30 protein-coding genes are annotated in these 26,430 nt (G+C 45.1%); 23 read left to right on the top strand and 7 right to left on the bottom strand.

The window, feature by feature from the left end; genetic code table 11:
• Positions 1-141: 141 nt before the first annotated feature.
• The 18 genes from QMY49_RS17585 to QMY49_RS17500 all read left to right on the top strand — a co-directional run bounded on the left by QMY49_RS17585 (position 142) and on the right by QMY49_RS17500 (position 16,358).
• Complete coding sequence (locus tag QMY49_RS17585) at positions 142-1,935, top strand: cation:proton antiporter (RefSeq protein WP_283315756.1); 1,794 nt, start codon at positions 142-144, stop codon at positions 1,933-1,935.
• 249 nt (positions 1,936-2,184) lie between these two features.
• Positions 2,185-3,204 (top strand): type 2 isopentenyl-diphosphate Delta-isomerase, encoded by a 1,020-nt coding sequence (fni, locus tag QMY49_RS17580; RefSeq protein ID WP_101960119.1) that lies wholly within the window; start codon positions 2,185-2,187, stop codon positions 3,202-3,204.
• A gap of 161 nt (positions 3,205-3,365) precedes the next feature.
• The gene (locus QMY49_RS17575) at positions 3,366-3,629 is read left to right on the top strand and encodes a DUF3012 domain-containing protein (RefSeq protein WP_005445362.1); all 264 of its coding nucleotides are present in this window, start codon (positions 3,366-3,368) and stop codon (positions 3,627-3,629) included.
• A 168-nt stretch (positions 3,630-3,797) separates the two neighbouring features.
• Positions 3,798-4,199, top strand: coding sequence for a GFA family protein (locus QMY49_RS17570; protein WP_009696921.1), 402 nt, complete (start codon positions 3,798-3,800; stop codon positions 4,197-4,199).
• Between the two features lie 151 nt (positions 4,200-4,350).
• Positions 4,351-5,064, top strand: coding sequence for a class I SAM-dependent methyltransferase (locus tag QMY49_RS17565; protein ID WP_050934140.1), 714 nt, complete (start codon positions 4,351-4,353; stop codon positions 5,062-5,064).
• A 298-nt stretch (positions 5,065-5,362) separates the two neighbouring features.
• A complete protein-coding gene (locus QMY49_RS17560; protein ID WP_017188587.1) occupies positions 5,363-5,608 on the top strand; it encodes a hypothetical protein in 246 nt (81 codons plus the stop codon).
• A 140-nt stretch (positions 5,609-5,748) separates the two neighbouring features.
• Positions 5,749-6,201, top strand: coding sequence for a hypothetical protein (locus QMY49_RS17555; RefSeq protein ID WP_005445358.1), 453 nt, complete (start codon positions 5,749-5,751; stop codon positions 6,199-6,201).
• Positions 6,202-6,373: 172 nt separating this feature from the next.
• Positions 6,374-6,796, top strand: coding sequence for a hypothetical protein (locus tag QMY49_RS17550; protein WP_005448633.1), 423 nt, complete (start codon positions 6,374-6,376; stop codon positions 6,794-6,796).
• Positions 6,797-7,222: 426 nt separating this feature from the next.
• Positions 7,223-9,193: an FTR1 family iron permease gene (locus tag QMY49_RS17545; protein ID WP_283315749.1), complete on the top strand. Its 1,971-nt coding sequence runs from the start codon at positions 7,223-7,225 to the stop codon at positions 9,191-9,193.
• A 45-nt stretch (positions 9,194-9,238) separates the two neighbouring features.
• A complete protein-coding gene (locus QMY49_RS17540; protein ID WP_017188589.1) occupies positions 9,239-9,772 on the top strand; it encodes an iron transporter in 534 nt (177 codons plus the stop codon).
• Between the two features lie 104 nt (positions 9,773-9,876).
• A complete protein-coding gene (locus QMY49_RS17535; RefSeq protein WP_283315745.1) occupies positions 9,877-11,280 on the top strand; it encodes a Fe-S-containing protein in 1,404 nt (467 codons plus the stop codon).
• A 2-nt stretch (positions 11,281-11,282) separates the two neighbouring features.
• Positions 11,283-12,569 carry an ABC transporter permease gene (locus QMY49_RS17530; protein WP_009696928.1) on the top strand — a complete coding sequence of 429 codons (1,287 nt, stop codon included), beginning with the start codon at positions 11,283-11,285 and terminating at the stop codon, positions 12,567-12,569.
• Entirely contained in the window at positions 12,556-13,692 is a 1,137-nt protein-coding gene (locus QMY49_RS17525) for an ABC transporter permease (RefSeq protein WP_017188591.1), read from the top strand. Before QMY49_RS17530 ends, QMY49_RS17525 begins: the two co-directional genes overlap by 14 nt.
• A 2-nt stretch (positions 13,693-13,694) precedes the next feature.
• Positions 13,695-14,369 carry an ABC transporter ATP-binding protein gene (locus QMY49_RS17520; RefSeq protein WP_017188592.1) on the top strand — a complete coding sequence of 225 codons (675 nt, stop codon included), beginning with the start codon at positions 13,695-13,697 and terminating at the stop codon, positions 14,367-14,369.
• The gene (locus tag QMY49_RS17515) at positions 14,359-14,841 is read left to right on the top strand and encodes a TlpA family protein disulfide reductase (protein WP_009696931.1); all 483 of its coding nucleotides are present in this window, start codon (positions 14,359-14,361) and stop codon (positions 14,839-14,841) included. The genes QMY49_RS17520 and QMY49_RS17515 overlap by 11 nt, the downstream gene beginning before the upstream one ends.
• 20 nt (positions 14,842-14,861) lie before the next feature.
• Positions 14,862-15,320, top strand: a complete 459-nt coding sequence (locus QMY49_RS17510) for a copper chaperone PCu(A)C (protein WP_017188593.1) — start codon at positions 14,862-14,864, stop codon at positions 15,318-15,320.
• Between the two features lie 9 nt (positions 15,321-15,329).
• Entirely contained in the window at positions 15,330-16,073 is a 744-nt protein-coding gene (nqrC, locus tag QMY49_RS17505) for an NADH:ubiquinone reductase (Na(+)-transporting) subunit C (protein ID WP_009696933.1), read from the top strand.
• 54 nt (positions 16,074-16,127) lie between these two features.
• Positions 16,128-16,358, top strand: a complete 231-nt coding sequence (locus tag QMY49_RS17500; RefSeq protein WP_009699420.1) for a PapB/FocB family fimbrial expression transcriptional regulator — start codon at positions 16,128-16,130, stop codon at positions 16,356-16,358.
• Positions 16,359-16,771: 413 nt separating this feature from the next.
• On the opposite strand, the gene QMY49_RS17495 is transcribed toward QMY49_RS17500, so the two are convergent.
• On the bottom strand, positions 16,772-17,569 hold the full coding sequence (locus QMY49_RS17495) for an aminoglycoside 6-adenylyltransferase (RefSeq protein ID WP_101960123.1): 798 nt from the start codon (positions 17,567-17,569) through the stop codon (positions 16,772-16,774).
• A 136-nt stretch (positions 17,570-17,705) separates the two neighbouring features.
• Positions 17,706-18,470, bottom strand: a complete 765-nt coding sequence (locus tag QMY49_RS17490; protein WP_005448650.1) for a transporter substrate-binding domain-containing protein — start codon at positions 18,468-18,470, stop codon at positions 17,706-17,708.
• A 183-nt stretch (positions 18,471-18,653) separates the two neighbouring features.
• Here QMY49_RS17490 and QMY49_RS17485 point away from each other — a divergent pair, with 183 nt between their 5' ends.
• The 5 genes from QMY49_RS17485 (at position 18,654) to QMY49_RS17465 (ending at position 22,877) form a co-directional block, all read left to right on the top strand.
• On the top strand, positions 18,654-18,869 hold the full coding sequence (locus QMY49_RS17485) for a TIGR02450 family Trp-rich protein (protein ID WP_005448652.1): 216 nt from the start codon (positions 18,654-18,656) through the stop codon (positions 18,867-18,869).
• Between the two features lie 120 nt (positions 18,870-18,989).
• Entirely contained in the window at positions 18,990-19,367 is a 378-nt protein-coding gene (locus QMY49_RS17480; protein WP_005448655.1) for a PH domain-containing protein, read from the top strand.
• 128 nt (positions 19,368-19,495) lie between these two features.
• The gene (locus QMY49_RS17475; RefSeq protein WP_283315733.1) at positions 19,496-20,563 is read left to right on the top strand and encodes a helix-turn-helix domain-containing protein; all 1,068 of its coding nucleotides are present in this window, start codon (positions 19,496-19,498) and stop codon (positions 20,561-20,563) included.
• 131 nt (positions 20,564-20,694) lie between these two features.
• Positions 20,695-22,134 carry a pyridoxal phosphate-dependent decarboxylase family protein gene (locus tag QMY49_RS17470; protein ID WP_283315731.1) on the top strand — a complete coding sequence of 480 codons (1,440 nt, stop codon included), beginning with the start codon at positions 20,695-20,697 and terminating at the stop codon, positions 22,132-22,134.
• 152 nt (positions 22,135-22,286) lie between these two features.
• Complete coding sequence (locus QMY49_RS17465; RefSeq protein WP_283315729.1) at positions 22,287-22,877, top strand: hypothetical protein; 591 nt, start codon at positions 22,287-22,289, stop codon at positions 22,875-22,877.
• 60 nt (positions 22,878-22,937) lie between these two features.
• On the opposite strand, the gene QMY49_RS17460 is transcribed toward QMY49_RS17465, so the two are convergent.
• From QMY49_RS17460 to QMY49_RS17440, 5 genes are all read right to left on the bottom strand, one after another.
• Entirely contained in the window at positions 22,938-23,225 is a 288-nt protein-coding gene (locus tag QMY49_RS17460; RefSeq protein ID WP_005448663.1) for a hypothetical protein, read from the bottom strand.
• A gap of 90 nt (positions 23,226-23,315) precedes the next feature.
• Complete coding sequence (locus tag QMY49_RS17455; protein ID WP_005448665.1) at positions 23,316-24,308, bottom strand: flagellar motor protein MotB; 993 nt, start codon at positions 24,306-24,308, stop codon at positions 23,316-23,318.
• Positions 24,308-25,165 (bottom strand): flagellar motor stator protein MotA, encoded by an 858-nt coding sequence (gene motA, locus QMY49_RS17450; RefSeq protein WP_005448668.1) that lies wholly within the window; start codon positions 25,163-25,165, stop codon positions 24,308-24,310. The genes QMY49_RS17455 and motA overlap by 1 nt, the downstream gene beginning before the upstream one ends.
• Before the next feature lie 10 nt (positions 25,166-25,175).
• Positions 25,176-25,904, bottom strand: a complete 729-nt coding sequence (locus tag QMY49_RS17445) for a FliA/WhiG family RNA polymerase sigma factor (RefSeq protein ID WP_005448669.1) — start codon at positions 25,902-25,904, stop codon at positions 25,176-25,178.
• A gap of 12 nt (positions 25,905-25,916) precedes the next feature.
• The gene (locus QMY49_RS17440; protein ID WP_005448671.1) at positions 25,917-26,426 is read right to left on the bottom strand and encodes a flagellar basal body-associated FliL family protein; all 510 of its coding nucleotides are present in this window, start codon (positions 26,424-26,426) and stop codon (positions 25,917-25,919) included.
• Between the last annotated feature and the right edge of the window lie 4 nt (positions 26,427-26,430).

Raw genomic sequence — 26,430 nt, 5'->3', positions numbered from 1 at the left:
ACACAGACCGAGAATTTTGAGGGAGAGTCGCATATTTGAACGAAAACTGGCGGAGCATTCACACTAAACTAATCTTTTTTATAGAGTTAATTGGTTTTGGGCGAAAGCTCACCATAACAATACCAAATTAGGTGATGATAAATGCAAGTGGGTAACGAAGCGCTGGTGCTGTCGGCGATTGGGGTTATCGGTTTAGGTTGTCAATGGTTGGCGTGGCGAATGCGCTTACCTGCTATTCTGTTCTTGCTATTAGCAGGGATCATTGTTGGTCCGATTCTACAATGGCTCAATCCAGATGACATTCTCGGGGATTTACTCTTCCCCTTAGTTTCCCTCGCTGTGGCGGTGATTCTATTTGAGGGCAGTTTAACCCTTAACTTTAAAGAGATCCGTGGCGTGAGCGGTTCGGTGTGGAGCATCGTGTCTGTCGGCGCAATCATCTCTTGGGTGGCAACCAGTGTGGCGACGCACTATTTCCTTAACTTTACTTGGGAGCTTGCGATTTTATTCGCCAGTTTAACCGTCGTTACTGGTCCAACGGTGATCGTACCATTGCTAAGGACCGTGCGCCCAAGCTCCAAACTCGCCAATATTCTGCGTTGGGAAGGCATTCTCATTGACCCATTAGGCGCGCTGTTTGTAGTGATGGTGTACGAGTTTATTGTCTCGCACAATGCCGTTAACAGTGTCGAAGTGTTCGGTACCATCATTGCGGTGGGTTTGATTCTTGGTGTTGCCTCCGGTGCTGCGGTATCTACCGTTTTGCGCCGAGCTTGGTTGCCGGAATACCTTCAGCCATTTGCGGTTTTGATGGTGGTGCTCGGTGTGTTCTCGATTTCTAACCAAATGGAATCGGAAGCAGGGCTATTGACGGTTACCGTGATGGGCATGTGGTTAGCAAATGCAAAGGGCATCAACATTCAGCAGATCCTGCACTTTAAAGAGCACTTAACCATCTTGTTGATCACCGGGTTGTTCATCTTCTTAGCGGCTCGAATCAGTCTTGATGACTTTGCCGCGCTTGGCAGTGGTGCGATAATGTTGTTTGTTTTCATGCAGTTGGTATCGCGTCCACTTTCGATTTTCGCTTCAACTATTCGCAGTAACTTAACCCTCAAGGATAAGCTGTTCCTCTCTTGGGTTGCACCGCGCGGTATTGTTGCAGCATCCATCTCGTCTCTGTTTGCTATCAAGCTGACAGAATATGGCATTTCAGAAGCCATGCTGTTGGTGCCAATGACCTTCATGGTGATCATCGGCACCGTGGTACTACAAAGTGCTACGGCTCGCCCTATGGCTAAAGTGTTGGGCGTGGCTGAGCCAGCACCGAGAGGCTTTCTATTGATTGGCGCAAACCGAGTGGCGCAAGAGATAGGAAAAGCACTGGCGAGATACGATCGCAAAGTTCTGCTCACCGATTCTAACTGGGATTACATCAGCCAAGTTCGCATGTTGGGCTTAGACCATTACTACGGTAACCCGATCTCTAGCCATGCGGATGATAACCTGAACCTGATTGGTATTGGACAAGTGGTGGCACTGACGCCAGACCAACACTTCAATATCATGGCGTGTATGCAATTTGTCGGCGAGTTCGGCGAAGATAAAGTACATTGCCTGCAGAAAACCAAATCTAACGGCAATGAAAAACACTCGGTTGCCGAAGAGTATCACGGCAAATTGCTGATGGGTGGCAACGTCAGTTACACCCAAATGGCAAGTTTGTTGAGCCAAGGGGCAGAAATCAAACACACCAAGCTAAGCGAGAGTTTCACCTACCAACATTACCTTGATCACCACAAAGACAATTTGATGATTCCGCTTTTCCATGTTGAAGAGAAAGGCAAAATTCAATTCTGTGATGATCCAGACCAGTTCAAACCGCCTACAACCAGCACTGTGGTGGCACTTATTCAATCAGTCGAGACTCAATAGCGCAAATGGCGTATAGAACTGCCACTCTTGGCACATCGGAGTGGCAACATTGTTAATCGTTACCCAAGCTTAATAGAGCAGTGAGGCGCAGTGTTTTAAACGCTGCTCCTTAATATGATTTCTTAGTCATAAGACCAGAGCCCACAAGGCTCGATTCGGCAAATAAATTGTTCAATTTCCGAATTTTCGCATTGACGTAAATGACAAGGATCGCAATACTGCGCGACTGTTTTACTTTAGGGTGACATTATGGCTCCGCAATCTAATCGAAAAGACTTACATCTAGACGCTGTTTTACATCATGACATGAACATGAAAAGCAAAACGGCGGGCTTTGAGTCTGTCGAATTTGAGCATTGCGCATTGCCTGAATGTGACTTTAACACCATCGATCTTTCGAGCGAGTTTCTTGGTCATTCATTGGCGTTGCCGTTTTTGATCAGTTCGATGACTGGCGGCGCAAAAGACGCAGAAATCATCAACTGTCGTTTGGCAGAAGCGGCTAGTGAAATGGGCATTGCGATGGGGGTTGGCTCACAGCGAGTGAGCCTAGAAGACAGCCTACATTCAGGTCTGGGTAAAACCATTCGTGATCTCGCCAAGAGCGTGCCTTTGTATTCCAACCTGGGTGCCGCTCAACTGAGAGACAAACAACGTCTCGACAACGCCCAACGTGCGGTCGACTTTATCCAAGCGGACGCTTTATTTGTGCATCTCAACCCTATGCAAGAAGCTTTTCAACAGAATGGCGACCATGATTGGATTGGTGTGCTTAAATCGATTGAGCAGCTAAAACAGCGCATTGATGTCCCGATGATCATCAAAGAGGTGGGTTTTGGCATCAGTGGCGCAGTGGCGAAACAACTTGTCGAAGTGGGCGTGGATGCGATTGATGTTGCAGGCGCTGGTGGTACAAGTTGGTCAGCGGTCGAAGGTTACTGTCGGACCGACAATAAGGTGCAGCGCGCAGCTGAGTTGTTTCGTGACTGGGGCATTCCAACGGCTAAGTGTTTAGAGCAAATTCACGCTCAATACCCTGACTTACCTTTAATTGCGTCTGGCGGCGTGCATAACGGCTTAGAAGCCGCGAAGGCGATACATCTGGGTGCCAATCTAGTTGGGCAAGCTGGTGCGGTATTAAAAGCCGCAACAATCAGCACACAGTCTGTTGTCGATCACTTTGAACAAATGGCATTAGAGCTGCGTTTAGCGTGCTTTGGTACCGGCTCTGTAAATCTCCAAGCATTGACCCAAGCTCGTCGTCTTTAGCTCAACGGCTAATATTTACTCGCTTATTGATACAGTTAGGTTGATTTCGCCGAATTTCACGTCTTTTACAGAGTGAACGTCGATAAATTGTCTGAGTCTTAACACTTGCGCTGATATTTTGGGTATAGTCCATTCATCAATTGAAAGTGGAACCTGAATTTATGAAAAAATTGGTAATGCTACTGCTAGCGGCAACAGCGCTTACCGCATGTACTGACGAAGTGGGCACAGAAGCTTGGTGTAAAGACATGCGTGACAAGTCTAAAACAGAGTGGACCGCTGATAACGCAGTAGATTTTGCAAAGCACTGCGTTCTGCAAGATGGCATCGGTAGCGAGCAGTGGTGTGAAGATTTAAAAGAGAAGCCAAAAGGTGATTGGACAGCCAACGAAGCGACTGGCTTTGCTAAGCACTGCGTGTTCTAAATTGACCGAACAAAATTGAGAAAGCCGAGCGTCATGCTCGGCTTTTTTGTTTCTGTTTCTTTACTTCCAATTTGTCGTTCCATTTTTGCAAACCTGACTTACTTATCTTTATTTCGTTGTATGGGACTGGCATGGTTACCGTAATTCCAATAAGAGAAGGACTAAAAAATGGAAGTACTCAAAGGTTCATGTCTGTGTGGCAAGGTAAAAATCGAAGTTGCGGATGAATTCAAATACATGGGCAATTGTCATTGTTCTGAATGCCGCAAGTTTACGGGTTCTGATTATTCATCGGCGGGAGGTGTTGCACTCGACAAGCTGATAGTTATCGAAGGTGAAGAGCATATCCAAACCTATCAGAAGAGCGCAAATACCGAACTCTCATTCTGCCGTCATTGCGGATCTAGCCTCTATTCGAAAAAGAACAACGGTATTGTGAATGTTCGTTTAGGTATCCTTGACGATATCCCTGCCGACAAACCGAGTTTCCACATTTTTGTCGGTTCGAAAGCGCCATGGAATGAGATTACTGATGAGCTTAAACAGTTTGAAGCGGAGCCTAAGCTATAGGTCGGTTTCTTGCTGCGTTTAGTACAAAATCGCTAAGGATTTAAAGTTGTGAGATAGAGCCACTCAATTGAGTGGCTTTTTGCTTTTGAGTGGCAGTAATATCCAACACTATACGATTAGTTAATATCGACAGTTTTTTGGGAGAACATCAGTGAGCGAAGAATACAACCAAGCCATTTCTAAGCACTACGCGGCTTATCGTCCTCCACTGCATCAAGTGATTTTGCAAGCCAATTTGGAAGAGTTACCTCAGTTTCAATTGGGGTTGGATATCGGCTGCGGCACGGGCGTATCGACGTTTGCTTTGGCTAAGTTCTGTCAGCAGGTTCATGGGGTTGACCCGAGCACATCAATGATTGAACAAGCCAAACCATCAGTAGGTATTGAATATCATGTTGGTGACGGTGAACACGTACCTCTTTCAGACAGTAGCGTGGATGTGGTGACGTTTGCTGGCTCGCTCTCTTATGCAAAATCAACGGCTTTATTGGCAGAGCTACAGCGTGTTTGCCAGCCTAAAGCACATGTCGTGGTTTATGATTTTGAAGTGCTGCTAGAAAAATCTCTTGAGCAGCTTGGTATCGAGATGGACTTGGTTGAATCCAACTATGACCATGCTATCAACTTCAGTGATTGTGAAGGGTTTCAAGCGGTCAACGTTTATAAAGAGACAGTAGAGTTAGAAGTCAGTGCAGAAGAACTGGCGCATGTGTTGTTCTCGTCTTCTAAGCGATACTCTAAGTTAGCGGAAGCATTTGCAGGAGATGACCCATTTGTAAACGCTGTTGAAGCGCTGAAACAGCATAACCAAAAGCATGTTATCCAAGCGGATACTTATTTCGCGATGTACCAAATCAACATCTAATGCTCTTGTCCTATGAACGCTCTTAAGACCGCTAATTCAGCGGTCTTTTTGTTTGTATATTTTGTGAAATACACGCGCTTTTTACCTTGTTTGTGAATTTGCGGTCAGATTTTTGGTAAATGTTTCATTTGTAAGTAAATCCAAGTGAAAGTGCGGTTTGGCTCTAATTTTGAAGGCGAGCGCTTATGATAGTCTCACGTCAATCTTGGCGCAGAATTTCAGTCACTGTGTGGCTGTTCATCGGTCTGTTGTCCAGTTACCGAATTTCATTATTACTTTTAGGCTGTAGGAAATCATCATGGCGAAGGCATTAAAAATCGAGTCAGGGCGTTACCTAAATATGGATCATGTTGTGACGTTCTCGCTTGCGAATGATTTCATTGAAATTACCGCGGCAATTGAGACTTTTACATCGATTCATATTGGTATTGAAGGCAAAACTGATTACGCCGACTACTTCGTTTCAATCCAAGACTTCCACCGCATTAAGCGTGAATTGTGTGATTACATGGGCATTGACGACCCTTCGCTATTAGTTGACTAATCACTCAAAAATGACAATAAGATTACAGAGGCAGTATGCAATGCTGCAACTTGTAGTCTACGTTTTAACAACCACTGGCTAGGGTGAGCAACAATACGGCGGCGAAGATCGTCCGTTCACCAAATACAATAAGGGACGTTATGTCTGACAAATACATTGCAATGATCCAAGACTTTTTTCAGGTGTTTGAAGCCCTGAATCAACATGTCTTGGACTCCCACGGTGAATTGGCAACGTGGGAGACCCAATTGGTAAGGCTTGATATTAACCAAGGTGATAAAGAAAAGTCGTATGACGTGGCGCAGATTGCCGGCATGCTTAACTTTTCTGAAGATGCAGTAAAATCATTCTTAGTGATATACAGCTTCTTAAGTAACAATCTTTATGATCTCATTGGTAATCGTGAATACGAAGATTGGGGGACGGACGGCGATAGCCTACAAGTTGAGTACTCTGATCTTACTATTGAATCATTTTATGCCGATCAAATTGCGCCACTGATGGAGCGAAGAGTGTACTTCGAGTGGACATTTGATGCGTTACAACGGTCGTATGATGAAATGATGGCGATTAGCCACGGTAGAATAGCTTAGCCGTTGGTTAAACAGTTAAGTTAATATAAAAACAAAAGCCGCTCGTTTTAGCGGCTTTTGTTTTTAGGGCTTTCAAGTATTTCTGTTTCCTCTTCTTACAACTCTTGAATTAAAATCTATTGGCTTATCACGTATTGTGATGATGAGCGATTTACTTGTTAGAAGAACAAACATGAAAAAGACAATCTCAATAATGGTATTGGCAGTGGCGCTGGCTGGCTGTGATGACGCAAGCAAAGCCATTGACCAAGCACAAGAAGCAGCAAACAAAGCGATTGATACGGTTCAAGAGCAGATGGAATCGGTAGAAGATGCATTCAATCTCGATCAGTTTGGTGATGCTGCTGAATCTGCAGAAGAGTTAGCTGCATCTGTAGAGGAAGCGATGAATGTAGATTTCAGTGATCCACAAGCCTTGATTGAAGCAAAAGAGCATATTGCCAATGCATACGCTTGTTTGGTGGAAGCGTCTTCAGAGTCGACGGTGGATAAGGTGATGGATAAAGTAATGTCATCGATCGGTAGTGAAGAAACCAAATCTTTGATTGAAGAAGGCATCGAAAAAGCACAAGCCGCCAAAGAGTGTGTGATGTAATCAAACCGGAAAATGAAATACCCATGGCTTGTGTCGTGGGTATTTTCCTTTTGCCAGTTATTCGAGCCCATCTTCTTCGTCCTGCATCTTGAAGTCACTTGGGTATACAGACTTTATTTCTACATTTTTACTTTTATTGGGCTGTGAACTTTCGTTTTATATGCACTTTTATTCGGATGAAAACAGTTCACAACAGGATGATATCCTGTCATCAGAAGTGAAAACTTAAGTTTTGTCGATTTTGTCGTATTTATTATCCAGATGAATACTAAAAAATCCTGTAACGCAAATATCTCCACAAAATCATAGCCTTACATTTGAGGCGATAGCTTCTTATCACTTATACGTGCTTCATGGTTGTTTTCACCCAGCAAATTTTACTCATTGTAAATGATAATAATTTGCAATAGCGTTCACGAAATATTCATGTTTTGTGGACGAACTATGTTGGCGGTAAAGAAAACGACGTTCTCAACACTCTTGGTGTTACTTGTCTCTATTTATTCCTCTTTTGCCTTTGCGATTGACTATGACAGTGCGGTCAACGACATTGCGCAGCGCTTAGATAAAGCATCTCAGCTTTATGAACAAGGCGATAAAGACCAAGCAAAAACAACAGTACAAATGGCGTATTTCGAGGTGTTTGAAAGCCTAGAAGGTCCGGTACGAATTAATTACTCGCAGCAATACGCGTATCAACTAGAGGCGAAGTTTGGTGACATTCGCAAGTTAATCGTTGCGGGAAAACCAGTTGATGAAGTGGATACGGAAATCAATTGGTTGAAAAAAGAAATTCTGGGTCTGCCGGAGATCTTGGCGTCAGGTCACCAACTTAAAGCTGAAAACACCAATCTACATACCGAGGATATCTTGCCGTTTTGGCGTGAAGCGGTCACAAGCATCGACACCCAGCTCAATGCGGCTTTGACTGAATATCGTGAATCTGGCGAACAACCAGAAAGCGCAGCAGAAAAACAACAGCGTGCATTCGATTTAGTGCAACAAGCGCAGTTCAAAGGGTACAAAAATACCGAGCTGGAAATCGCTATTCGGTTACATCGATCTGCAGAGCGTTCGGCAGAATACAACGCGGCGTTCCGCTCTATTGCCAAAATCACCAAGCAACCTTTTAATCAACAAAACCTGATCCGATTTGGGTATGAGTTGTCGACCTTGGTTCAAGGGTTGAAAGACGAATTACCAGGTCTGCCAGCGACACGCGATTTCCAAGTTCCTGATACTGCGAAGAACGCCGATACAGCAGTTGCTGCACATGATTGGAACCCAGTCGTCAGCGATATCATGACTGCGATTGATGGCGCTATTGATAGCTATAAACATGGTGACAAAACGGCGGCTATTCTTGCGGTACAAGACGCTTACTTCGATCATTTTGAAGCATCAGGTATGGAAAATGCGGTGGGGTCAAGAGATAGCGCATTCAAATCAGAACTTGAAGGCTACTTCACCCGTATTGTCAGTATGCTAAAGGCAAATCAAGCTCAGGCTGATATTGATCAGCAAGTGCAAAAGCTAGAAGTAGGCTTGATGGATGCAGCAGGCAATCTATCTGAAGGCAACTTGAGTTGGTGGGCGATGTTGATCGCGAGCTTCACCATTATTTTCCGTGAAGGATTGGAGGCGCTGCTTATCGTTGCCGCCATTACCGCTTACCTGATCAAAAACGATGCCTCTGACAAGCTACATGTTGTCAAAAATTCGGTCGTTGTTGGTCTGATTGCCAGTGCGATCACCGCGGTATTGTTCCAGTGGCTATTTGAAAACTCTGGCGCAAGTCGAGAGCTGCTTGAAGGCATCACCATGTTGATTGCTGTTGTCGTGCTGTTCTCTATGAGTTACTGGCTGCTTTCCAAAGTTGAAGCCGCTCAATGGAAGCGCTACCTCGAAAGCAAACTTGCCACGTCGATCACCACAGGTTCTCTCTTTGGTTTATGGCTGGCGAGCTTCCTAGCGGTTTACCGTGAAGGTGCAGAGACGGTCTTGTTCTACTTTGCTTTGGCGGCCGATACCAATTCTCAAACCATGGTCGCCCTGATTGCTGGATTCGCTATTGGCGTGCTACTGCTCGCGATGATCTTCTTTGTCATGCGCTATAGCGTGGTCAAGCTCCCTCTGAAACCTTTCTTCATCTTTACTGGCGGATTCATGTATCTGATGGCGTTTGTCTTTGCGGGTAAAGGTGTCCTAGAGCTGATTGAAGGCAAGTTATTCCAACCGACATTAATTTCAGGCGCGCCAGAGTTTGCTCCGTTGGGCATTTACCCATACATGGAAACTTTGCTGCCTCAACTGGCGCTTATCGTGGCAGCAGTCTTTGCGCTCATCGTAATGAAAGCAAGAAGTAAGCGAGATCTTGCTCAGCAAGCTCGTTGTTAAACATGAAAAAATCTTTGTAAAATCAAGTAAGTAAAGGACATTGCTATGTTGAATAAAAAACTCATCGCTACCGCAGTGGCTGCTTCAGCTCTATCAGGTATGGCTATGGCAAATGATCTACCTTTCGTTGAGCACCCAGCTGGTGAACCTCTTGAAATGAATGGTATGGAGATTGCTGCTGTTTACCTTAAGCCCGTTACGATGGAGCCTCAAGGTATGATGCGTGCAGCTTCTAAATCGGAAGTGCACTTAGAGGCAGACATCCATGCTCTTGCTGGTAACAAAAACGGCTTTGGTGCGGGTGAGTGGATCCCTTACCTAACCATTAACTACACGTTGAAAAACGTCGATACCGGTAAAGTGCAAGAGGGGACCTTCATGCCGATGGTGGCAGCAGATGGTCCTCACTACGGCTCAAACATCAACATGTTAGGTGTGGGTAACTACGAGCTTACATTCCACATCGATCCACCGTCAAAAGCGGGTTTGCTACGTCATACGGATGAAGAAACTGGCGTTGGTCGTTGGTTCAAACCATTTGATGCTCAATACAAGTTTAAGTACGTAGGCATTAAGTAACCTTCCTTGCGTAACAACCAGACCGCAGTTTGTGGTCTGGTTGTTCTGGTTTTTTGAGTGACTTATCTGTCTGATGCACTGTGCATGAATGGTCAGTGGTAAATATGAGCTTCTATCTTTCTCACGTCTTACTCGTTTTTTTGCTCCCAGCGATGCTATTTGGTGTGCTGTGGGCTGCGCAATCTAACGCTTTGTATAAACACCAGATTGGGTGGTTTGTGCTTGCGGTGCTCTTTGGTTCTGCACTGTTTCATCTACTGCCATTTAGCCAAGTGAATGTACTTATTATTAACAGTGTTTATCTTGGCGTTATCTTCCTGTCGGCTTTACTTGGTGCCATATGGCGATTGCCTTCGACCTTATTGGTGTGCCTGCAAAGCGTAACGGTCTTTCTATGCAGTTTTGTTTGGGCAAAAGAAGCCAAGCTCACGATGTTGAGCACAACCAACGTTATTAACACAGAGCTGATTTTAAACATCAGTTCTGTGGTCCTAGGATTTGTCTTGATTGCACTAATCAAGATCGCGGTCTCTTTGACGACCAAATCCCTATCCAAGATGGCTCGTAATACACTTTGTTTACTGTTGTTAGTGCTGGCAGCATTGCCCCTCTCTGGTGAGATTATTCTGGCGTGCATGAAGCTAGGGATTCTTGGTCTCGATAAAGGTTTACTGTCTTACGTATCTAAAGTCACCAACTTCTCTTGGATTCTGTCTTACGCCGTACTGGCATTAGTTTCTATTTGTGTGACTGTCTTTTTCGTTACTCAAACTCGACCACTACAAGAGCAGGTGAAGCAAGCTGAATCCGCGATTGAACGACGCAAACATCAAGCGGCTTTGAATTCAGCTCAACGTAAAGTGCGTTTTAATATTGCGACTATCGCTACGATTCTGGTTGCACTGCTTTTCTGGGATCTTGTCGCTTCTCAACCGATTCGTCGTTCAGAAGCGCAACGTATTGAAGTGGCAGCCGATGGCGCTGTCCATGTCCCTATCTCTGAGCAATTAATCGATGGAAAACTGCACCGATTTGAATGGGTAGCAAGCGATGGCAAAGTGGTGCGCTTTTTCATCATTGATCGTTTTGCTGGTGAAGAGAAGTTTGGCGTTGTCTTTGATGCTTGCATGCTGTGTGGTGATGCAGGGTACGCGCAAGTTGGCGATCAAGTGGTGTGCTTGGCGTGTGGCGTACATATCTTTATTCCTTCGATTGGTAAGCCTGGTGGGTGTAACCCAATCCCTATTCCTAAATGGACCGTCGCGAATCATGAAATCATAATTTCGAAGTCAACCCTAGAAAGCGGTCTGAAATATTTTAGTGACGTGGTGGAAGTCATGGCGACAGATCCAGTCAATGGCGAGAAGATCAGCAATATGGAGGCTGAGCACAGTTATTCATTCTCAGGAAAGACCTACTTCTTTACCTCTGAGCAATCTTATGACGCCTTCCGTGATGATCCATGGAAATACGCGGACGTTGAACCGCTAAATCCGTTAGGAGAGTAATCATGTTAATCAGAATGCTTCGTCAGTCATGGCGACATGATACCAACCGAAAATTACTCGCTGTCGTTACGGTTTTTCTCGCGGCGAGCCTAATCTCAGCGCTGCTGGCTATTTCAATCAATATCGGTAACAAGATGTCGATGGAGATGAAAAGCTATGGTGCCAACATTGAAATATCTCCTGAAGGACAAGTAAAGCTGCCAGATATTTTGGCGAAGAACGTCAACAAGTTGGAAAAAGAAGACTTACTTGCAGAGAGTGAACTGCCCAACATCATGGACATCTTTTGGCGCAATAACATTATTGGTTTTGCTCCATTTGTACGTGGGCAAGTTAAAGCGCCTGAGTTCGATAAAACCGTCAATATTATCGGTACTTTTTTTGATAAGAATCTGCCTGTTTCTGACGATGGCAAATACCGAACGGGTAATAAAACCATCTCGACGTATTGGCATGTCGATGGTCAATGGCCAGATGATGAAAAAACTCAAGCCTTGGTAGGGCAGTCATTGGCGCAAAAACTGGGTCTTAAATCTGGCGACAAGCTTGAGTTGCGCGGCATCGAAAACCGCACATTGTCGGTAACGATAACGGGCTTACTGGAAAATGGCACGACGGATGAGAACGCAGTGTTACTGCCGCTGAACCTTGGGCAGAAACTACTGGGTTTGGAAGGACGAGTACAATCGGTAAAAGTCTCAGCATTGACGGTGCCGGAAAACGCACTATCAAAAAAAGCACGTGAAGATTTGGAATCGCTCGATTCGGATGAATATGACCTTTGGTTCTGCACGGCGTTTGTCTCCTCAATCTCTTTCCAATTAGAAGGCGCGATGAATAACGCAATGGTGAAGCCTTTGTGGCAGGTTGCCGCTTCAGAAGGCATGGTGATTCATAAGATCCAAAGCTTATTATTTGTTGTGACATTTGCCGCCTTGATCGCTTCTGCGATGGGGATCGCCTCATTAATGACCAATGCGATATTGCAGCGAGCCAAAGAGATTGGTTTGATGAAGTCCCTTGGTGCTCACAACTGGCAAGTGTATGCGTTGTTCTATTCTGAATCGATGATTTGTGGCGTGTTGGGCGGCTTACTTGGTTGCCTTGCCGGGTGGGGACTATCCAAAGTGGTTGGTTATGCACTGTTTGGTTCATCCATCTCTTTTGATTGGATCATCGTTCCAGTGGTGCTGTTTATCTCAACCCTAATTACAGTGTTAGGTACTTACTTCCCTTCACGCAGAATTGCTTCTCTCTACCCAATTGAGGTGTTGTATGGCCGCAAATAAATCTTCCTCTATGCTGCTTACCTTAGTTTGGCGTTCATTGAGATTACGTGCGCAACGTGTTCTCGTGGTGTTTATGGCGTTGACGGTTGGCGCGGCAATCATTACTGCAATGGCAGGGGTCTACTTCGACATTAACCAGAAGATGAGTCATGAGCTACGAAACTACGGAGCGAACTTTTTTGTAGGACCGGACGCGACAGCGACATTAACGACAAAGCAATACCAACAGATCAAAGCTGAGGCACCTAAAGACAGTTTAATTGCTTCCAGCCCATATCTGTACGGCATGGTACAAGCCGAGCTAGAGAAAATTGTCTTAATGGGTATCGACTTTTCGCAGTTGAAAAAACTGGTTCCTTATTGGCAAGTGGAAGGTCGATGGATTGGTGTCTCTTTTGATGATCGGAATGTCATGATCGGAAAGAAACTGGCAGAGAAATTAGAACTCAAAGTTGGCTCTGACCTGACGGTCTACAACAAAAGTGACCGTTATACGTTCAAGATTAAGGGCATCATTGAGTCAGGTTCGGATGAAGATAACTACCTAATTGTAAACCTACCGTTCGTACAAAAATGGTTGAACAAAGGGGATGAAATCAATTTTGCCATGTTCAGTCTAACGAATGATAAAGGTCAGGTAGGGCAGTTTGAATCGACTTTGAAGCAGCAGTACCCAGACTTGCTTGTTCGTCCTATCCGAAAGGTGTCAGCATCGGAAGGTAAAGTACTCAATAAGATTAAGCTGTTAATGGGCATCGTCGCTTTGGTCATTTTAGTGTTGTCTACCTTATGCGTGAATACAACCATGACGTCGATGATTTCTGAGCGACGTTATGAGTTCGCACTACAAAAGTCTTTGGGCGCATCCAATCAATCCATTACTCGTCAGATTGTTGTTGAAACTCTTGCCATTACCTTTGCTGCAGTTATTGCAGGGTTGCTAATCGGCTATGTGTTAGCGCAATTTCTTGGACACTCGGTGTTTAACGCCACCATTGATTTACGTTTCCCTGTGCTGGTTATTACTAGCTTACTTTCTTTCGCTGCGGCTTTAGTGGCTGCAACGCTTCCAACCATCAGAGCCATTCGTATCGATCCGGCTAAAGTGCTCAAAGGAGATTAACCATGTCAGATTACGCTATTAAGACCGAAGGCTTATGCAAGGTTTTTGACCAAGTTCATGCATTGGACGATATCAATATTGAGGTCAAGAAAGGGGAGTTTGTTGCCATTATGGGCGCGTCGGGCTCAGGTAAAACGACCTTAATGAATATCCTCAGCTGTTTGGACAATCCGACCTCAGGCAAGGTGTTCCTCGATGGTGAGGAAGCGGACAGCCTAGATGAAGAAGGGCGACGAGCATTTCGAGCAGAGAAAATCGGTCTGGTCTTCCAGCAGTTTCATCTCATTCCTTATCTCACTGCTCTGGAGAACGTGATGCTTGCGCAGCATTACCATAGTGTGCCCGATGAAGAAGCAGCAAAGCGAGTGTTAGAACAAGTAGGGCTAGGGCACCGCTTTGAACACTTGCCGAGTCAGCTTTCTGGTGGTGAGCAGCAGCGTGTATGCATCGCTCGCGCGATTGTGAATGAAAGCCCGATCCTGTTTGCTGACGAACCCACTGGTAACTTGGACGAGGAGAACGAAAAAATCGTCCTCGATATTTTCCAAAAACTCCATGCACAAAACCGAACCATCATTATGGTCACCCACAACCCAAGCTTAGGTCAGTACACGGACCGAATCATCCGCCTCCAACACGGCAAGTACATCGGAGAGGAGGTGTTAGATGTGGCATAAACGCCGCTACGTGATCGCGCTGTTAGCCATGCTTGCGCTATTTGGTTGTAAAGACCAAAAAGCACAAATCGGGCAACCGAGTCCTGATATTGCTGCAATGAATGCGGCGCAACAAACGGTAAGCCTTGAAAGCTATCAAGGTAAGAAAATTGTTCTGGAATTTTGGTCTTCCACCTGCGGAGCGTGCATTGCCATGATGAAGAAATGGCAAGACGTATATGCACGTCGAAGCGATGAAGTCGCAGTGATAGCGATTAACATTGATGACTACGAGGTCGACTTAAATGAATACGCCACCAAGTATGGGTTTTCATTTCCTATGGTGAAAGATCAATTGGGCATCACTAAAGAACGTTTCTCTATTGGGGTGACACCCACAACTTACCTCATTAATCGCGATGGAAAGCTGGTGGACATGCACATCGGCTATTCAGCGAGTATGGATCTGGACAAGGTCATCTCTCAACTTTAATCATTTTAGGAATCAACCAAATGTCACTTACAAAATTTCGCCCGTTTTTGACCGCTCTGATTACTGTCTTTGCCATGATGTCTTCTGCTTGGGCGACTGAAAACTTACAAGAAAAAGTACAAATTGAATCACCAGTCATCTTTCAGTTAGCCAGTGGTGCAAAAGGAACGGGTTCGAAAATGACCATTCACAATAACTCAGATGAAGCTTTAGTCATCAATGGCTTCAAAGTGGATGAATTCGACAAGACCATGCTACACGGGACGAAGTATGAAGCGGGTAAGCGCAAAATGTTTATGGTGAAAAGCATCACTATTCCTGCACATAAAAAACTCGCGCTTACGCCAAATACACACCATTTCATGATGTTTGGCCCAAAGCGTGAATTAGAACTTGGTGAGTACCTGACGATGGCAGTAAACACCAATCAAGGTGACTTCAAAGTGATCGCGCAAGTGGTGCCTCGTAAGCTGAAATAAGGTGGCTCAATGAAAGTACGAATAGGTTTGGCGCTGGTCGCAGCAGCGTTGTTTAGTTTGAGTGGTTGTTCTGAACCCGAGCAAGCAAAGAAAGAGCCACCTAAATTGACGCAGTTGGATCAGCGTCTTACCCTCGCGGAATCGGCAGGGTTAATGGACAAGCGTATGCCGATGAAGAAATTGATGGAGCAATATGTATCGGTTGAAGCCGTCGATCTTGATAGCGGTGAATATCGCGATGCCTCCATGAGTGTAGACGAGTCATTCTCTGCATTTCCCATCGACCCAAGTAATGCAGTAAAGCTTTCTTCTCGTGATGATCTTGCTGGGATTAAAATGCGTGAAAATAGGTTGCCTGTGTATTTGATTAAAGATGATAACGGGCAAGTCTCTCGAATTGTTTTGCCAATCCGTGGTGAAGGTAAGTTTGGTTTGATTTATGGCTACTTAGCCCTCTATAGCGACAACTACCACATTGCGAGTCTGTCGTTTTACAAACATGGGGAGAGCGCAGGATTAGGGGCGGAGATTACCGATAACGCTAACTGGACAAAGCAGTTCAAAGACAAGCCTTTATTCGACCATGGTCATCCATCGATTCGTATCGTACAGGAAGGGCGCAATACACAAGACGCTTACTCTGTCGATGGAATCAGTGGGGCAACCTACACCAGCCAAGGCGTTGAACACGCGATTAATTTTTGGACCGGGGATCTTGGTTTTGGCGAGTTCTTACGCCAATACCGAAATTAAAAAGTTTGACTATTCATAAGGCAATTTAAACTCTGCGCTCAAGGAGAAAAGGTGATGGCACTTAGAAGAGGTCAAGTTTCAGAAGAACAACTGATGTTATTGATTCAGCTTACTAAAATTCGCTCAACAGTATTAATAAAAGCACTTCGAATGCACTTAGTCGAAGGAAAAAGCCAGCGCTTAGCCACTGAAACGGTGGGTATCAATCAGAGCTTTCTCAGCGTTCGTTTACGTAAGCTTCGAGATGTTGAGTCGACGGTTCTCAAGTTAAGGAAGTTTTATTAAGTGCCCACCACTTTTTAGTGACGCCTCTGCATTCAGCGACCATGCTACTTTTATTCACTATAAGGCTTTGAACAACAACGGTGGCGTGAGTATACCCAAGTAACGTCGAGATGCTAGGTTCAGCGAGAATGACTTGGTTTGTAGACGCGGCGGCGATTTAAAGATCTAGTCATTCTAAATCAAGAATCGGCAACAAAGTATACAAGCCAAGGCAGCTCGCCCTTTGGGAGCGTGTCATTGACCCGATTGCTGCGTCAAACAACTTGGAAAGAGCTAGCTATTACACTGCGTTGTTTTCCTTACTCTCGAATCAATGACAGCGCTCTGAATCCTGCATCTTGAAGTCACTTGGGTATAACAGCACAGCGTGAGGGTACAACAAAAAGGGGATATGACTATCCCCTTTACTGTCTCTACTTACCCATTAGCTCTTGGGTAAAATAATCCATACAAAGCTGTTGGGCTTGTGGTTTGATACTGACCTGCTCGTTTTCTCGCAATGCTAAGTAGAGTTCAATGATCTTTTGGAATGCGGGAATAAGGGCGTCGCGTTCTGGCATCGCAACGGTCTGCTTTAACTGTTCACTAAACTCAGGCAAACGGGATTCAATCTTCCTTACACCTGAAGGGGTTAATCCTTGTTGCTGTAAAGCCAGTGGTGATATGGCAACCGAACGAAGGAAAGACAAGAACTCAGCTGCTTCAAAATACTCACCACGCGCAATTTTGGTCGCGCCATAATGGACCCAAATCCAAAAGCGGTCTTCAATCCATTGCGGATCTGGTTGAGGGTAATGGGGCTGCGAAGTGGTGAAGACTTGCGATAATTGACCATCGCGCTCCCAAAGTACTTTTGTATGATCCACGCGTGCTGCTGCATCCTGCAGTGCGACAAATTTGAAATCAACGTGAATGGCATCAGGTGCGTAAATCGCGATGACCAACCTTGGTTCTCCCACGTGCTCACCAGTGAACGCCGCGACTTGTCCTTCTACCTTGTCGATAAGTGCAAAGCGTTCTGTCATCACCGATTCCACATCATCAGGGTTGATGGCGATAACCAAGTCCAAATCACTGTATTTATCCATTGAATCAGAAGCATAAGAGCCACTCGCTCCAATGCCGAGGATGCGTTGGTCGGCAGTAAATACCGCAAGAATCTTTTTTAGAAGCTGCTCATGAGCTTGAGGGAGCGTGCTTGAGAATTTCATATTTTACCTATTAATCATGGTTGATATTAGAGCCATCAGGAGATGGTTAGTGCGGTAAAATTAGCGCAGCACTACAATATGGCGTTAAGTGCTAAAAGAAGCAAGAAAAACCGGCTTGGAAAAGCCGGCTAATAAATTACTTCAGTGAGTTGTGGTGCATAAATTGATCATCAATGCCTTTGAGCTTCATGTCGTCCATGATGAAATTCACCGTATTCAATAAGCGCTGTTCGCCTTTCGGGATAAGGTAACCAAATTGACCTTTGGTGAACGGGTCTTCACAGCGTGCGGCTTCTAAACGCTCATCGGTGACTTGATAGAATAGACCTTCAGGTGTCTCGGTAACCATCACATCCACTTTGCCCGTAGCGACAGCTTTCGGCACATCTAAGTTATTTTCGAAACGAGTAAAGCTGGCATCTTGCAGATTTGCATCGGCGAATTTCTCGTTGGTGCCACCGATGTTAACGCCTACACGAACGGATGCTTGGTTTACTTTATCCAACGTGTTGTATTGCTCGGCTTTGCCTTTTGCGACCAAGAAACACTTGCCAAACGTCATATAACCCTGAGTTTGTTCTGCATTCAATTGACGTTGCATCTTACGTGTAATACCGCCCATCGCGATGTCATATTTGTCTTGGTTAAGGTCTGTCAGCAGGTCTTTCCAAGTAGTACGAACCAGCTTTAGCTCTACGCCTAACTGCTCGGCGATGTGTTTCGCGACATCAATATCGTAACCAGAGTAACTTTTGCCGTCATAGTAAGAAAAGGGTTTGTAATCGCCAGTTGTACCGACACGCAATGTTCCTGATTTTTGAATGTCTTCTAGCTTGTCGGCTTGAGCGACGCCAGAAACTGCAAGTGCTACGGAAGCAAGTAATAATGTTGTTTTTTTCATTGTTGTTGTCTGATTTGTTGTGTTTGAACGAATTTTCAAACTAACAGGAACCGCAGCAAAAACAGATCAAACCAATCGAAAAAAGCGTAATTTTTCAAAAATAATTTCTTGCCTTGAAAGTGATTGCATTTGTCTCTTTATACGTAAGAAGAGCAAAGTTTTTTGTATGAATGGCAGGGCGTTATGAATCGGATTCATCCTAAGAAATTGCTTCGTAGTAAATGGACGGCGGCACAACCCGTAAATAAAGAAAAGCACTTTATCATTTCAGAAATGGAGTTTGATGAAGAGGGCAATGTCGTGAGGTGTGTGATTGAGGCGGTTATGACCAAGCGAGAGCGTGAATTAGATTGGCATGATCTAAAAGATACACAGCAGTGGCGACAAGGATGGAAATAGGCCGTTGGAAACCCAAAAACGAGATGGAGTTAGAAAAGTGATGAATATGAGTAGGTTCGTTGTAGAGACTTTGTTATTAATGGAGTCGTCACCCTACTTATTCAAACACAAGGTAATGCCATGATCGATTTTGACAGTTCCTCGGTATTCAAGCTTAAGCCAATAGAAGTCTCTAAAGTTCGCGACGATTTTCACAAGTTCTTAATTGACGGTGAGACCGTTTTTGCTGGCTTTAAAACCGTCCGTGACCAAGTGGTGTTCACCAACAAGCGTGTTATCGCTGCTAACGTTCAGGGCATCACTGGCTCAAAAGTGGATTACACGTCGCTTCCTTATAGCAAGATAAATGCTTTCTCGATTGAGACATCAGGCACGTTCGATTTAGACTGTGAAATTGAGTTCTTTCTCAGTGAGGTTGGGCGAGTGCGCTTTGAGATAAAAGGCTCGTTCGACCTAATCTCATTCAACAAGATGATAAGCGAGTATGTGCTGGCTTAATGTGCCTCAATGCCGTATCTACAGATAAACAACAAGGAAGCAAATATGCTTCCTTTTTTGTTCTTGTACTTGGGTATATTAAGAACGGGTAGATAAGTTTGCTGTTTGAATCACTGCGTTGTCGCCAAATGACAAGACAAGCGATGGTGTTTTCTTTACCTTTCGGCTTTTTGAATGATTGCAAAGGGAAGAAAATGACGGTTGTATTTGAGGGCGTTCCTCTTGTTCGAACAGAGTGGGTTCACGATCTGGCAGCGCTTTTCGACAACAGTAATATCGATGTGCATCAGCTTATTAAAGTAAGCAAAGCCCCTGAAGACATTCAAATGTCAGACGTTGAGTTTCTGCCCGAAACCATACTTAGAAATCTGCTTTTAGCGTTCGGAGAGTCTTGCCCCACCGACGAATTTATTCACACCATTTGGACCTTGTGTCGCGATTTGTATGTGCCCAAAGTGTTAGCACAGTTAGCCCTTACGCCGACAATGACGGTCGCTGAAGCCATTGAGGTATTCTGTCATTCGATGCACCGATATTCGAACAATACACGTCTTGGCTTGGAGCAATACCACGATCGTATATGGTTTGCGAGGTACAAAGATGGGGAAAACCAACCTTGGTATCAATATGCTGAGATGTTTAGTCTCATTTTTATGGATGAACTGGTTGCTGTACTTGCAAACTATCGGCAGCAAACCGTAAGTGTGAGCGTGAAGAGCACCAAAATGGAACGCTTCTTTGATTGCCGGCAATTAAAGCATGTGCAGTTTTACACCAACCGAGCGGCAACGGGTATCCAGCTTGATGATGCCGTGTTAAACAAAACGATTTGTATGCCGAATAAAGGGCGATTTGATGGGAGTACCGATCTCAGTGAAGTGCCAACCTCGTTTGTTTCCTCGTTTGGTTTTGCGATTCTTCCCTATATTTCTTTTGGGCGATTTTCCATTTTGGAAGCGGCTCAAATTTTGGGTATTCATAAACGAACGTTACAGCGACGCCTGCATGATTGTGAGGTGACGTACAGCCAAGTGATGGAATCATTGCTGTTGGAGCGCAGTTTATCTCTGCTCAAAAACTCCACTCTTTCTATCACGACCATTGCAGCATCCTTGGGCTATGCCGATACCGCCAATTTCACTCGTTTTATTCGTCGGAAAATAGGCATGACGCCTTCTGCTTACCGCAAAACTTGAGGTTTGGGATGTGGCGCAAATGTGCTTTTCAGTTAGGGTCATCAATTCCACCTTGTGGCACAGGATGACAATTTATATTTCTCTCAATCAATAAGATGAAGGGCATCGAAACTAAAGAGAGAGAAACGAAAATGTCCCATCGATTCCATGAGTACCGTTCACCGCTTACCCAATCCTTCGAGCACGCCGTCGAGTACTTAGAGTCATTAAATGAACGACCTGTCGACAAATGTGTGACATCCCAGGAACTGAGAAAAGCGATTGGTGGTGCGCTGCCAACTACGCCAACGGATCCATCTGCGGTGATTGATGAGATGGTTAAGAACGTCGATGCCGGTCTGATTGCAACAGGTGGTCCTCGTTTCTTTGGTTATGCAATTGGTAGTTCTTTCCCTGCATCATTAGCGGCAGATTGGCTAGTAAGCGCGTGGGACCAAAACGTACCATATTACGTTGCTAGCCCTGCGTTGTCAGTGGTTGAAGAGACGGCCGCTGAATGGATGACTCAACTACTCGGTTTGGCGCCTAACTCTGGCATTGGCTTTACTTCTGGCGCGCAAGAGGCAATTTACACCAGCCTTATCACTGCTCGTAATGCACTATTACAACGTGCAGGTTGGGATGTGGCTGTTCAAGGTATGTATGGTGCGCCGTGCATTAATGTGGTTGTAAGTGATCAAATTCACTCAACGATTAAGCGTGCTCTTTCAATGATCGGTATTGGTTTGGAAAATATTGTTAAGGTGCCGACAGACAACAACTTACGCATTATTCCAGACAACTTAATGGAAACGATCACCGCACTTGAAGGACCAACTTTAGTTTGTGCGCAAGCGGGCTGTATCGACTCTGGCGCTTTCGATCCTTTCCACGCGCTTGCTGACGCTGTCGCTGCGCATGGCAATGCATGGCTACACGTTGATGGTGCGATTGGTTTGTGGGCGGCTGCAAGTGCAACACATCGTTACCTTCTTGATGGTATTGAAAGAGTCGATTCCATCGATACAGATGGTCATAAGTGGTTCAACATGCCTTATGACTCGGGCATGGTCATTGTGAAGGATGCAGGTTTGCTGGCTCAAGCGATGGGAGGCAGTAATATGGGGGATTACCTGAACGATGCGATGGATAAACCCGATCGTAATGCCATTAATTTTGGCATTGGTGCTTCGCGTCGTGCACGCGGTGTACCTGTCTACGCTGCGTTTAAATCGCTTGGCAAACAGGGCATTGAAGAGCATGTTGATCGTTGTACTTCGCTTGCACAACATATGGCAGAAAGGCTTTCAACGGTAGATGGCATTACTATTTTGAATGATGTTGTGTCCAACCGTTTCTCCGCACAGTTTGGTGAAGGGGATGAGGTGTATCGTAACGAGCTGACAGCACGCGTGGTCCATCGACTACAGCAAGAAGGGACGCTTTACCCTTCTACTTCGGGTTACAAAGGGCTGAAAACTATGTTGTTCTCAGTGCTAAGTTGTCACACTTCTCTTGAAGATATCGACTTATCCGCAGAGAAGATCGTAAAAGCATATGTGCAAGAGAAGCATCGCATGGATGCTGAGTAACGTCTTCGAGCGCAAAAATTGAATATAAGCCCAGTTTTATACTGGGCTTTTTTATGTCTGCTCAATGTACTTAGGCATGCAATGACAATTAATCCTTTATGGGTTTACTTATTCTTTTTGTATCACTTATCCCATTCAATAAGGATTCAGATATGAAATCAAAACTACTTACTCTTCCCTTTGGACTCACTCTTCTCTTTGGACTAGCTATTCTCAATGGATGCTCGAGCGCTAAGCCCGTCGACAGTCATCTTGTTAGTGCCTCAGGGGTTGATACGGCATTCTTAGTCAGTAAAAAATCCAGCTTGGTCGGACAGATTGAATATTCAAAAGCCGACACAAAAAGTAGTGCTGCTCTTAATCAAACCCAAACCAATATCAAAGTTTTCAAGGATGAAGAAAATACGTTAACTCTCGCTCAGGTGAAGAGCTGCAACAACTGCAATTACCATTTAGAGCGTGGACATAAAGGCGTGTTATTCCCAATCGGAGACGCAAATCAACATACGTATATTGGTAGAAAAAAGCTCGCGAGCTTGTACTCAGAACATCCCATTTATGTGGACAAAATTCGTGATTTTATCCGTGCTAATCCTTCGCAAGTAGAACATGAAGAAGCTTGTATTGACGTGCTTGCGGTCTATTCGAAAACAAGTCGGATTGAGGTTGGAACGATCACTGATTGTGCGACTCCGCTAAAAAGCCACGTGATTAAAAACGTACAAATGGTGCCACTCGGTTGATATTCCGTTGGCGATGTTGCGATTAAGAGGGCGAAAACTCGTGAGACAATAGCCCCGAGTTCATACCAAAAAGAAAAAATACAGGAAGAAGACAAACGCCAACAAGGTTGCAGATAACACTGGATAGATGATGTAGGAGTCATGATTGCTGGTGCGCTGGTAACAGAATGAGACCAGCAAGACGTTGTAAACAACGAGCAGCAAACTGATCATGGTACCGCTATTCAGGCTTAAACTTGATAACTGAGTAAGAAAGAATCCCAGCAATAGATAATCAAAAACGATTAGCCAAAGGAACGCTTTCTTTAGCGAATCATTGTTAGGCTTATTGGCCGCGGGTAATGGCATATCGAACTCAACTAAACAATTACTGCAATCATGATATTGGGGGAAAAAAAAGGTCACGCAGAAGGAATGAAACTGGTGACCTTTTTGGGTTTAGAGGTCTTGAATCTTGGCTTTTTGATTGTCAGATTCAACAGAATAACGAATCACTTCTTGTCTTATCACTGGCTGGTTAAACTCCGCTTTCTGTTTTGCTTTTTCTAGTTCACTGTCTTGCTGGTCTCCGAAGAAGGTTTCTAAAACCTGAGCAGCGGGCGTAGTGAGAATAAACAACTCTATACGGCGGTTTTCGCTTGAATCTGGTTCATCCGGGTTAAGCAGCGCACGATCGGACATCCCCGTGACTTGCATGACTCGCTCATCAGGCATGCCACCCTCAACAAGTGTTTTTCTCGCAACGTCGGCACGAGACGCGGACAATGCCCAGTTTGATTGTCGACCAAAGTGCTTTTTGAAAGGTGTAGAGTCAGTATGACCACTGATGATCAATGGGTTGCTGATGCGTTCAAACACAGGTGCAAGCGCAAGCAGTAAATCTTCAAAGAAAGGGGTCAACTCCGCGCCACCACGACTGAACATGTGCTGCTTGTAATCATCTTGCAGTGCGATACGTAGACCTTGTGGCGTAATGGTTACGTTGACGTTACCTTGCGCGCTGATTTGACCTACCACTTCATCGATGACTTTCGCCAGTAGAGCAAGTTGCTCTTGTGTATCGAAGTTACCAGGGATCAGCGAGTCGATTTCTGGACCATCGCCATCACCTTGGAAGTACGAGCTCACGACATGATTCGAGTTGTGTTTACTTGGCACAGAAGAGTCCTGTGCCAAGTCGATTGGAGAGATACTTTGCGAGGTATCGAAAGGGTTACCGTAACTCTTATCGAAGACACTCGAGCTATGAAGGTGAGCCATAATGGCTTTTCGCTCTTCCTTGTCGACCACCTGCATGACCCAAAGTACAAGAAACAGCGCCATCAAAGCGATCATAAAGTCGGCAAACGCGACCTTCCACGCGCCACCATGAAACTCATCATGGTTGTGTGCTTTGACGCGTTTGAACACCACATGCTCTTGTTTTTGCATTATCCCTCCTGTTCAGATAGCCACTTCTCCATTTGGTTGAAAGTAGGTTTGATGTCTAACTGAATGTGTTTACGACCAGCATCGATAGCGAGCAATGTTGGCTTTTTCGCAACGTAAGCGACCAAAGTGGCGCGCACACATTCGAAAGCCGTCATGTTTCGTTTCACTCGCTGAGCCATGGCGTTACTGAGTGGATCTAAACAACAGTAACAACCAAAAATACCAATGAATGTACCGACGAGGGCAGCAGCAACGTGATAACCGATTAGGGCAATCGAACCGTCAATGGCTTGCATAGTAATGATGATGCCACCAACTGCAGCAAGAATACCGAACCCAGGAAGTGCTTCTGCCGTGCGTTGCATAGAGCGCGATGGCAACAGCATTTCGGTTTGAATTGCTTCGATTTCTTGTTCTAACAGTCCCTCTAATTCATGAGGCGACATTTGTCCCATTGCCATTAAACGTAAATTATCAGTAATGAAAGAAATAAGACGATGGTCGTCACTTACTTTTGGATAAGCGAGGAACATAGAGCTCTGTTCTGGTGATTCAATATGTGAATCGAGAAACTTAAAACCGCGGCTGCGAGCAGTCTCTAGTAGATTGTTAAGCAGCGCCATTAACTCCATGTAGTATTCATATTCTTCGTCAGGACCTGAAATGGTTGCGCGCAATTGCTGACGCATTTCTTTCAAGACTTGCGGAGGGTTACCAATGATCAGTGAGCCAGCAGCGGCACCAATGATGATCATAAATTCAGCGGGCTGCCAGATTGCACCCAGATTACCGCCTGCCCACATGTATCCGCCGAAGACACACAACAGGACAGTAATGGCTCCAAAAAACTTTTGCATCTCGTGACTCCTAAGAGGACATTAATTGGTTAAGTTGTTTAAGCGCTTGTTTGTGCAACTGACAGATGCGAGGTGGTGTCAGGTCAAGCACGAGCGCGATTTCATGTAGGTTGAGTTCGTGTTGGTAAAACAAGGTCAGCAACAGTTGGTCTCGTTTTGGCATTTTGCCAAGAGCACTGTCTAAGCTACGACGTATATGTTCATGTTCCATACCGTCATATTGACCACCAAAGTGGCTGTCATTACCACTTTCCATCAACTGATCGAGACTTTGCATTTCGCCTGCAAGCGCCGCGTTTTGACGGTTGTAGTAATCTTTCTCATCGGTGCCGAGGGCTTTGATGATCTCGGCATCGGTGGGCATTCTGCCAAGAGCACGAGTGAGATCTCGGGTTACGTCGTTCAGCTCATGCGCTTGCTGACGTGTCTTGCGCGATCGCCAATCCAATCGGCGTAGCTCATCGAGAATGGCACCACGAACACGACAAACGGCGAAAGCAGGGAAGTGTGGATCTTCCACATCCCCGTAACGACGACCCGCTTCGACAAGAGCAATTAGACCAATTTGTTGCATATCTTCGATGCTGCAATGAGACGTTGCATGAACACGCAGTTGGTTCACAACACGTTTGACCATGATCTGATGACGCTGCAATAGCGCATTCTCGTCAATCGGGCGAGACGGCGTGTTTACTTCCTCCGTCTCGGTATAACTTTCCTGTAAGTTCATCTCCAACATAGTTGTGCCCCGTTATTGCACAACGTATTTGGTTAGCAGAACATCATCGATATCACGCACGATGTCAGTTTTTGCGAATGCCAGTAGCAAGGTTTCTTTCACCTCACTTTGCAAAGTGTCGATAGCGCCTGTTTGTTGTAGCTCATCGAATGTTTTATCGCTGAATAGCTTAAGCAATGAGTTCTGCACCATAGGCATGTAGTCATCGATGCTTTTGATTCGCTCAGGGCGACGTGTTTCTAAGGCTAGCTCTAACATTACAAAGTGCGTTTGTTTTTTACCTTTGATAGTCAATACCACTCTCTCCAACGGATGGAAGCTTGGTCCTTTACTCGTTGGTTGCTCGACCGCTAGAAAAGCCAGTGGGGAGTCCTCTAAATAATCGTTGAAACTGGACGCCGATGATACTGACTGTGCGCTTTTGTTTAGATACCAAATACCACCAATCACAGTGACTCCGGAAACGAGGGCACTGGTGATGATCATGGCGATAAACAGGGCGATCATTTGTTGTTTGGTCATAACC

The organism is Vibrio harveyi, assembly GCF_030060435.1.
Classification (GTDB): domain Bacteria; phylum Pseudomonadota; class Gammaproteobacteria; order Enterobacterales; family Vibrionaceae; genus Vibrio; species Vibrio harveyi.
Note: the sequence above shows the minus strand (reverse complement) of the source record. Positions and strands in the feature narration are given on the sequence as shown.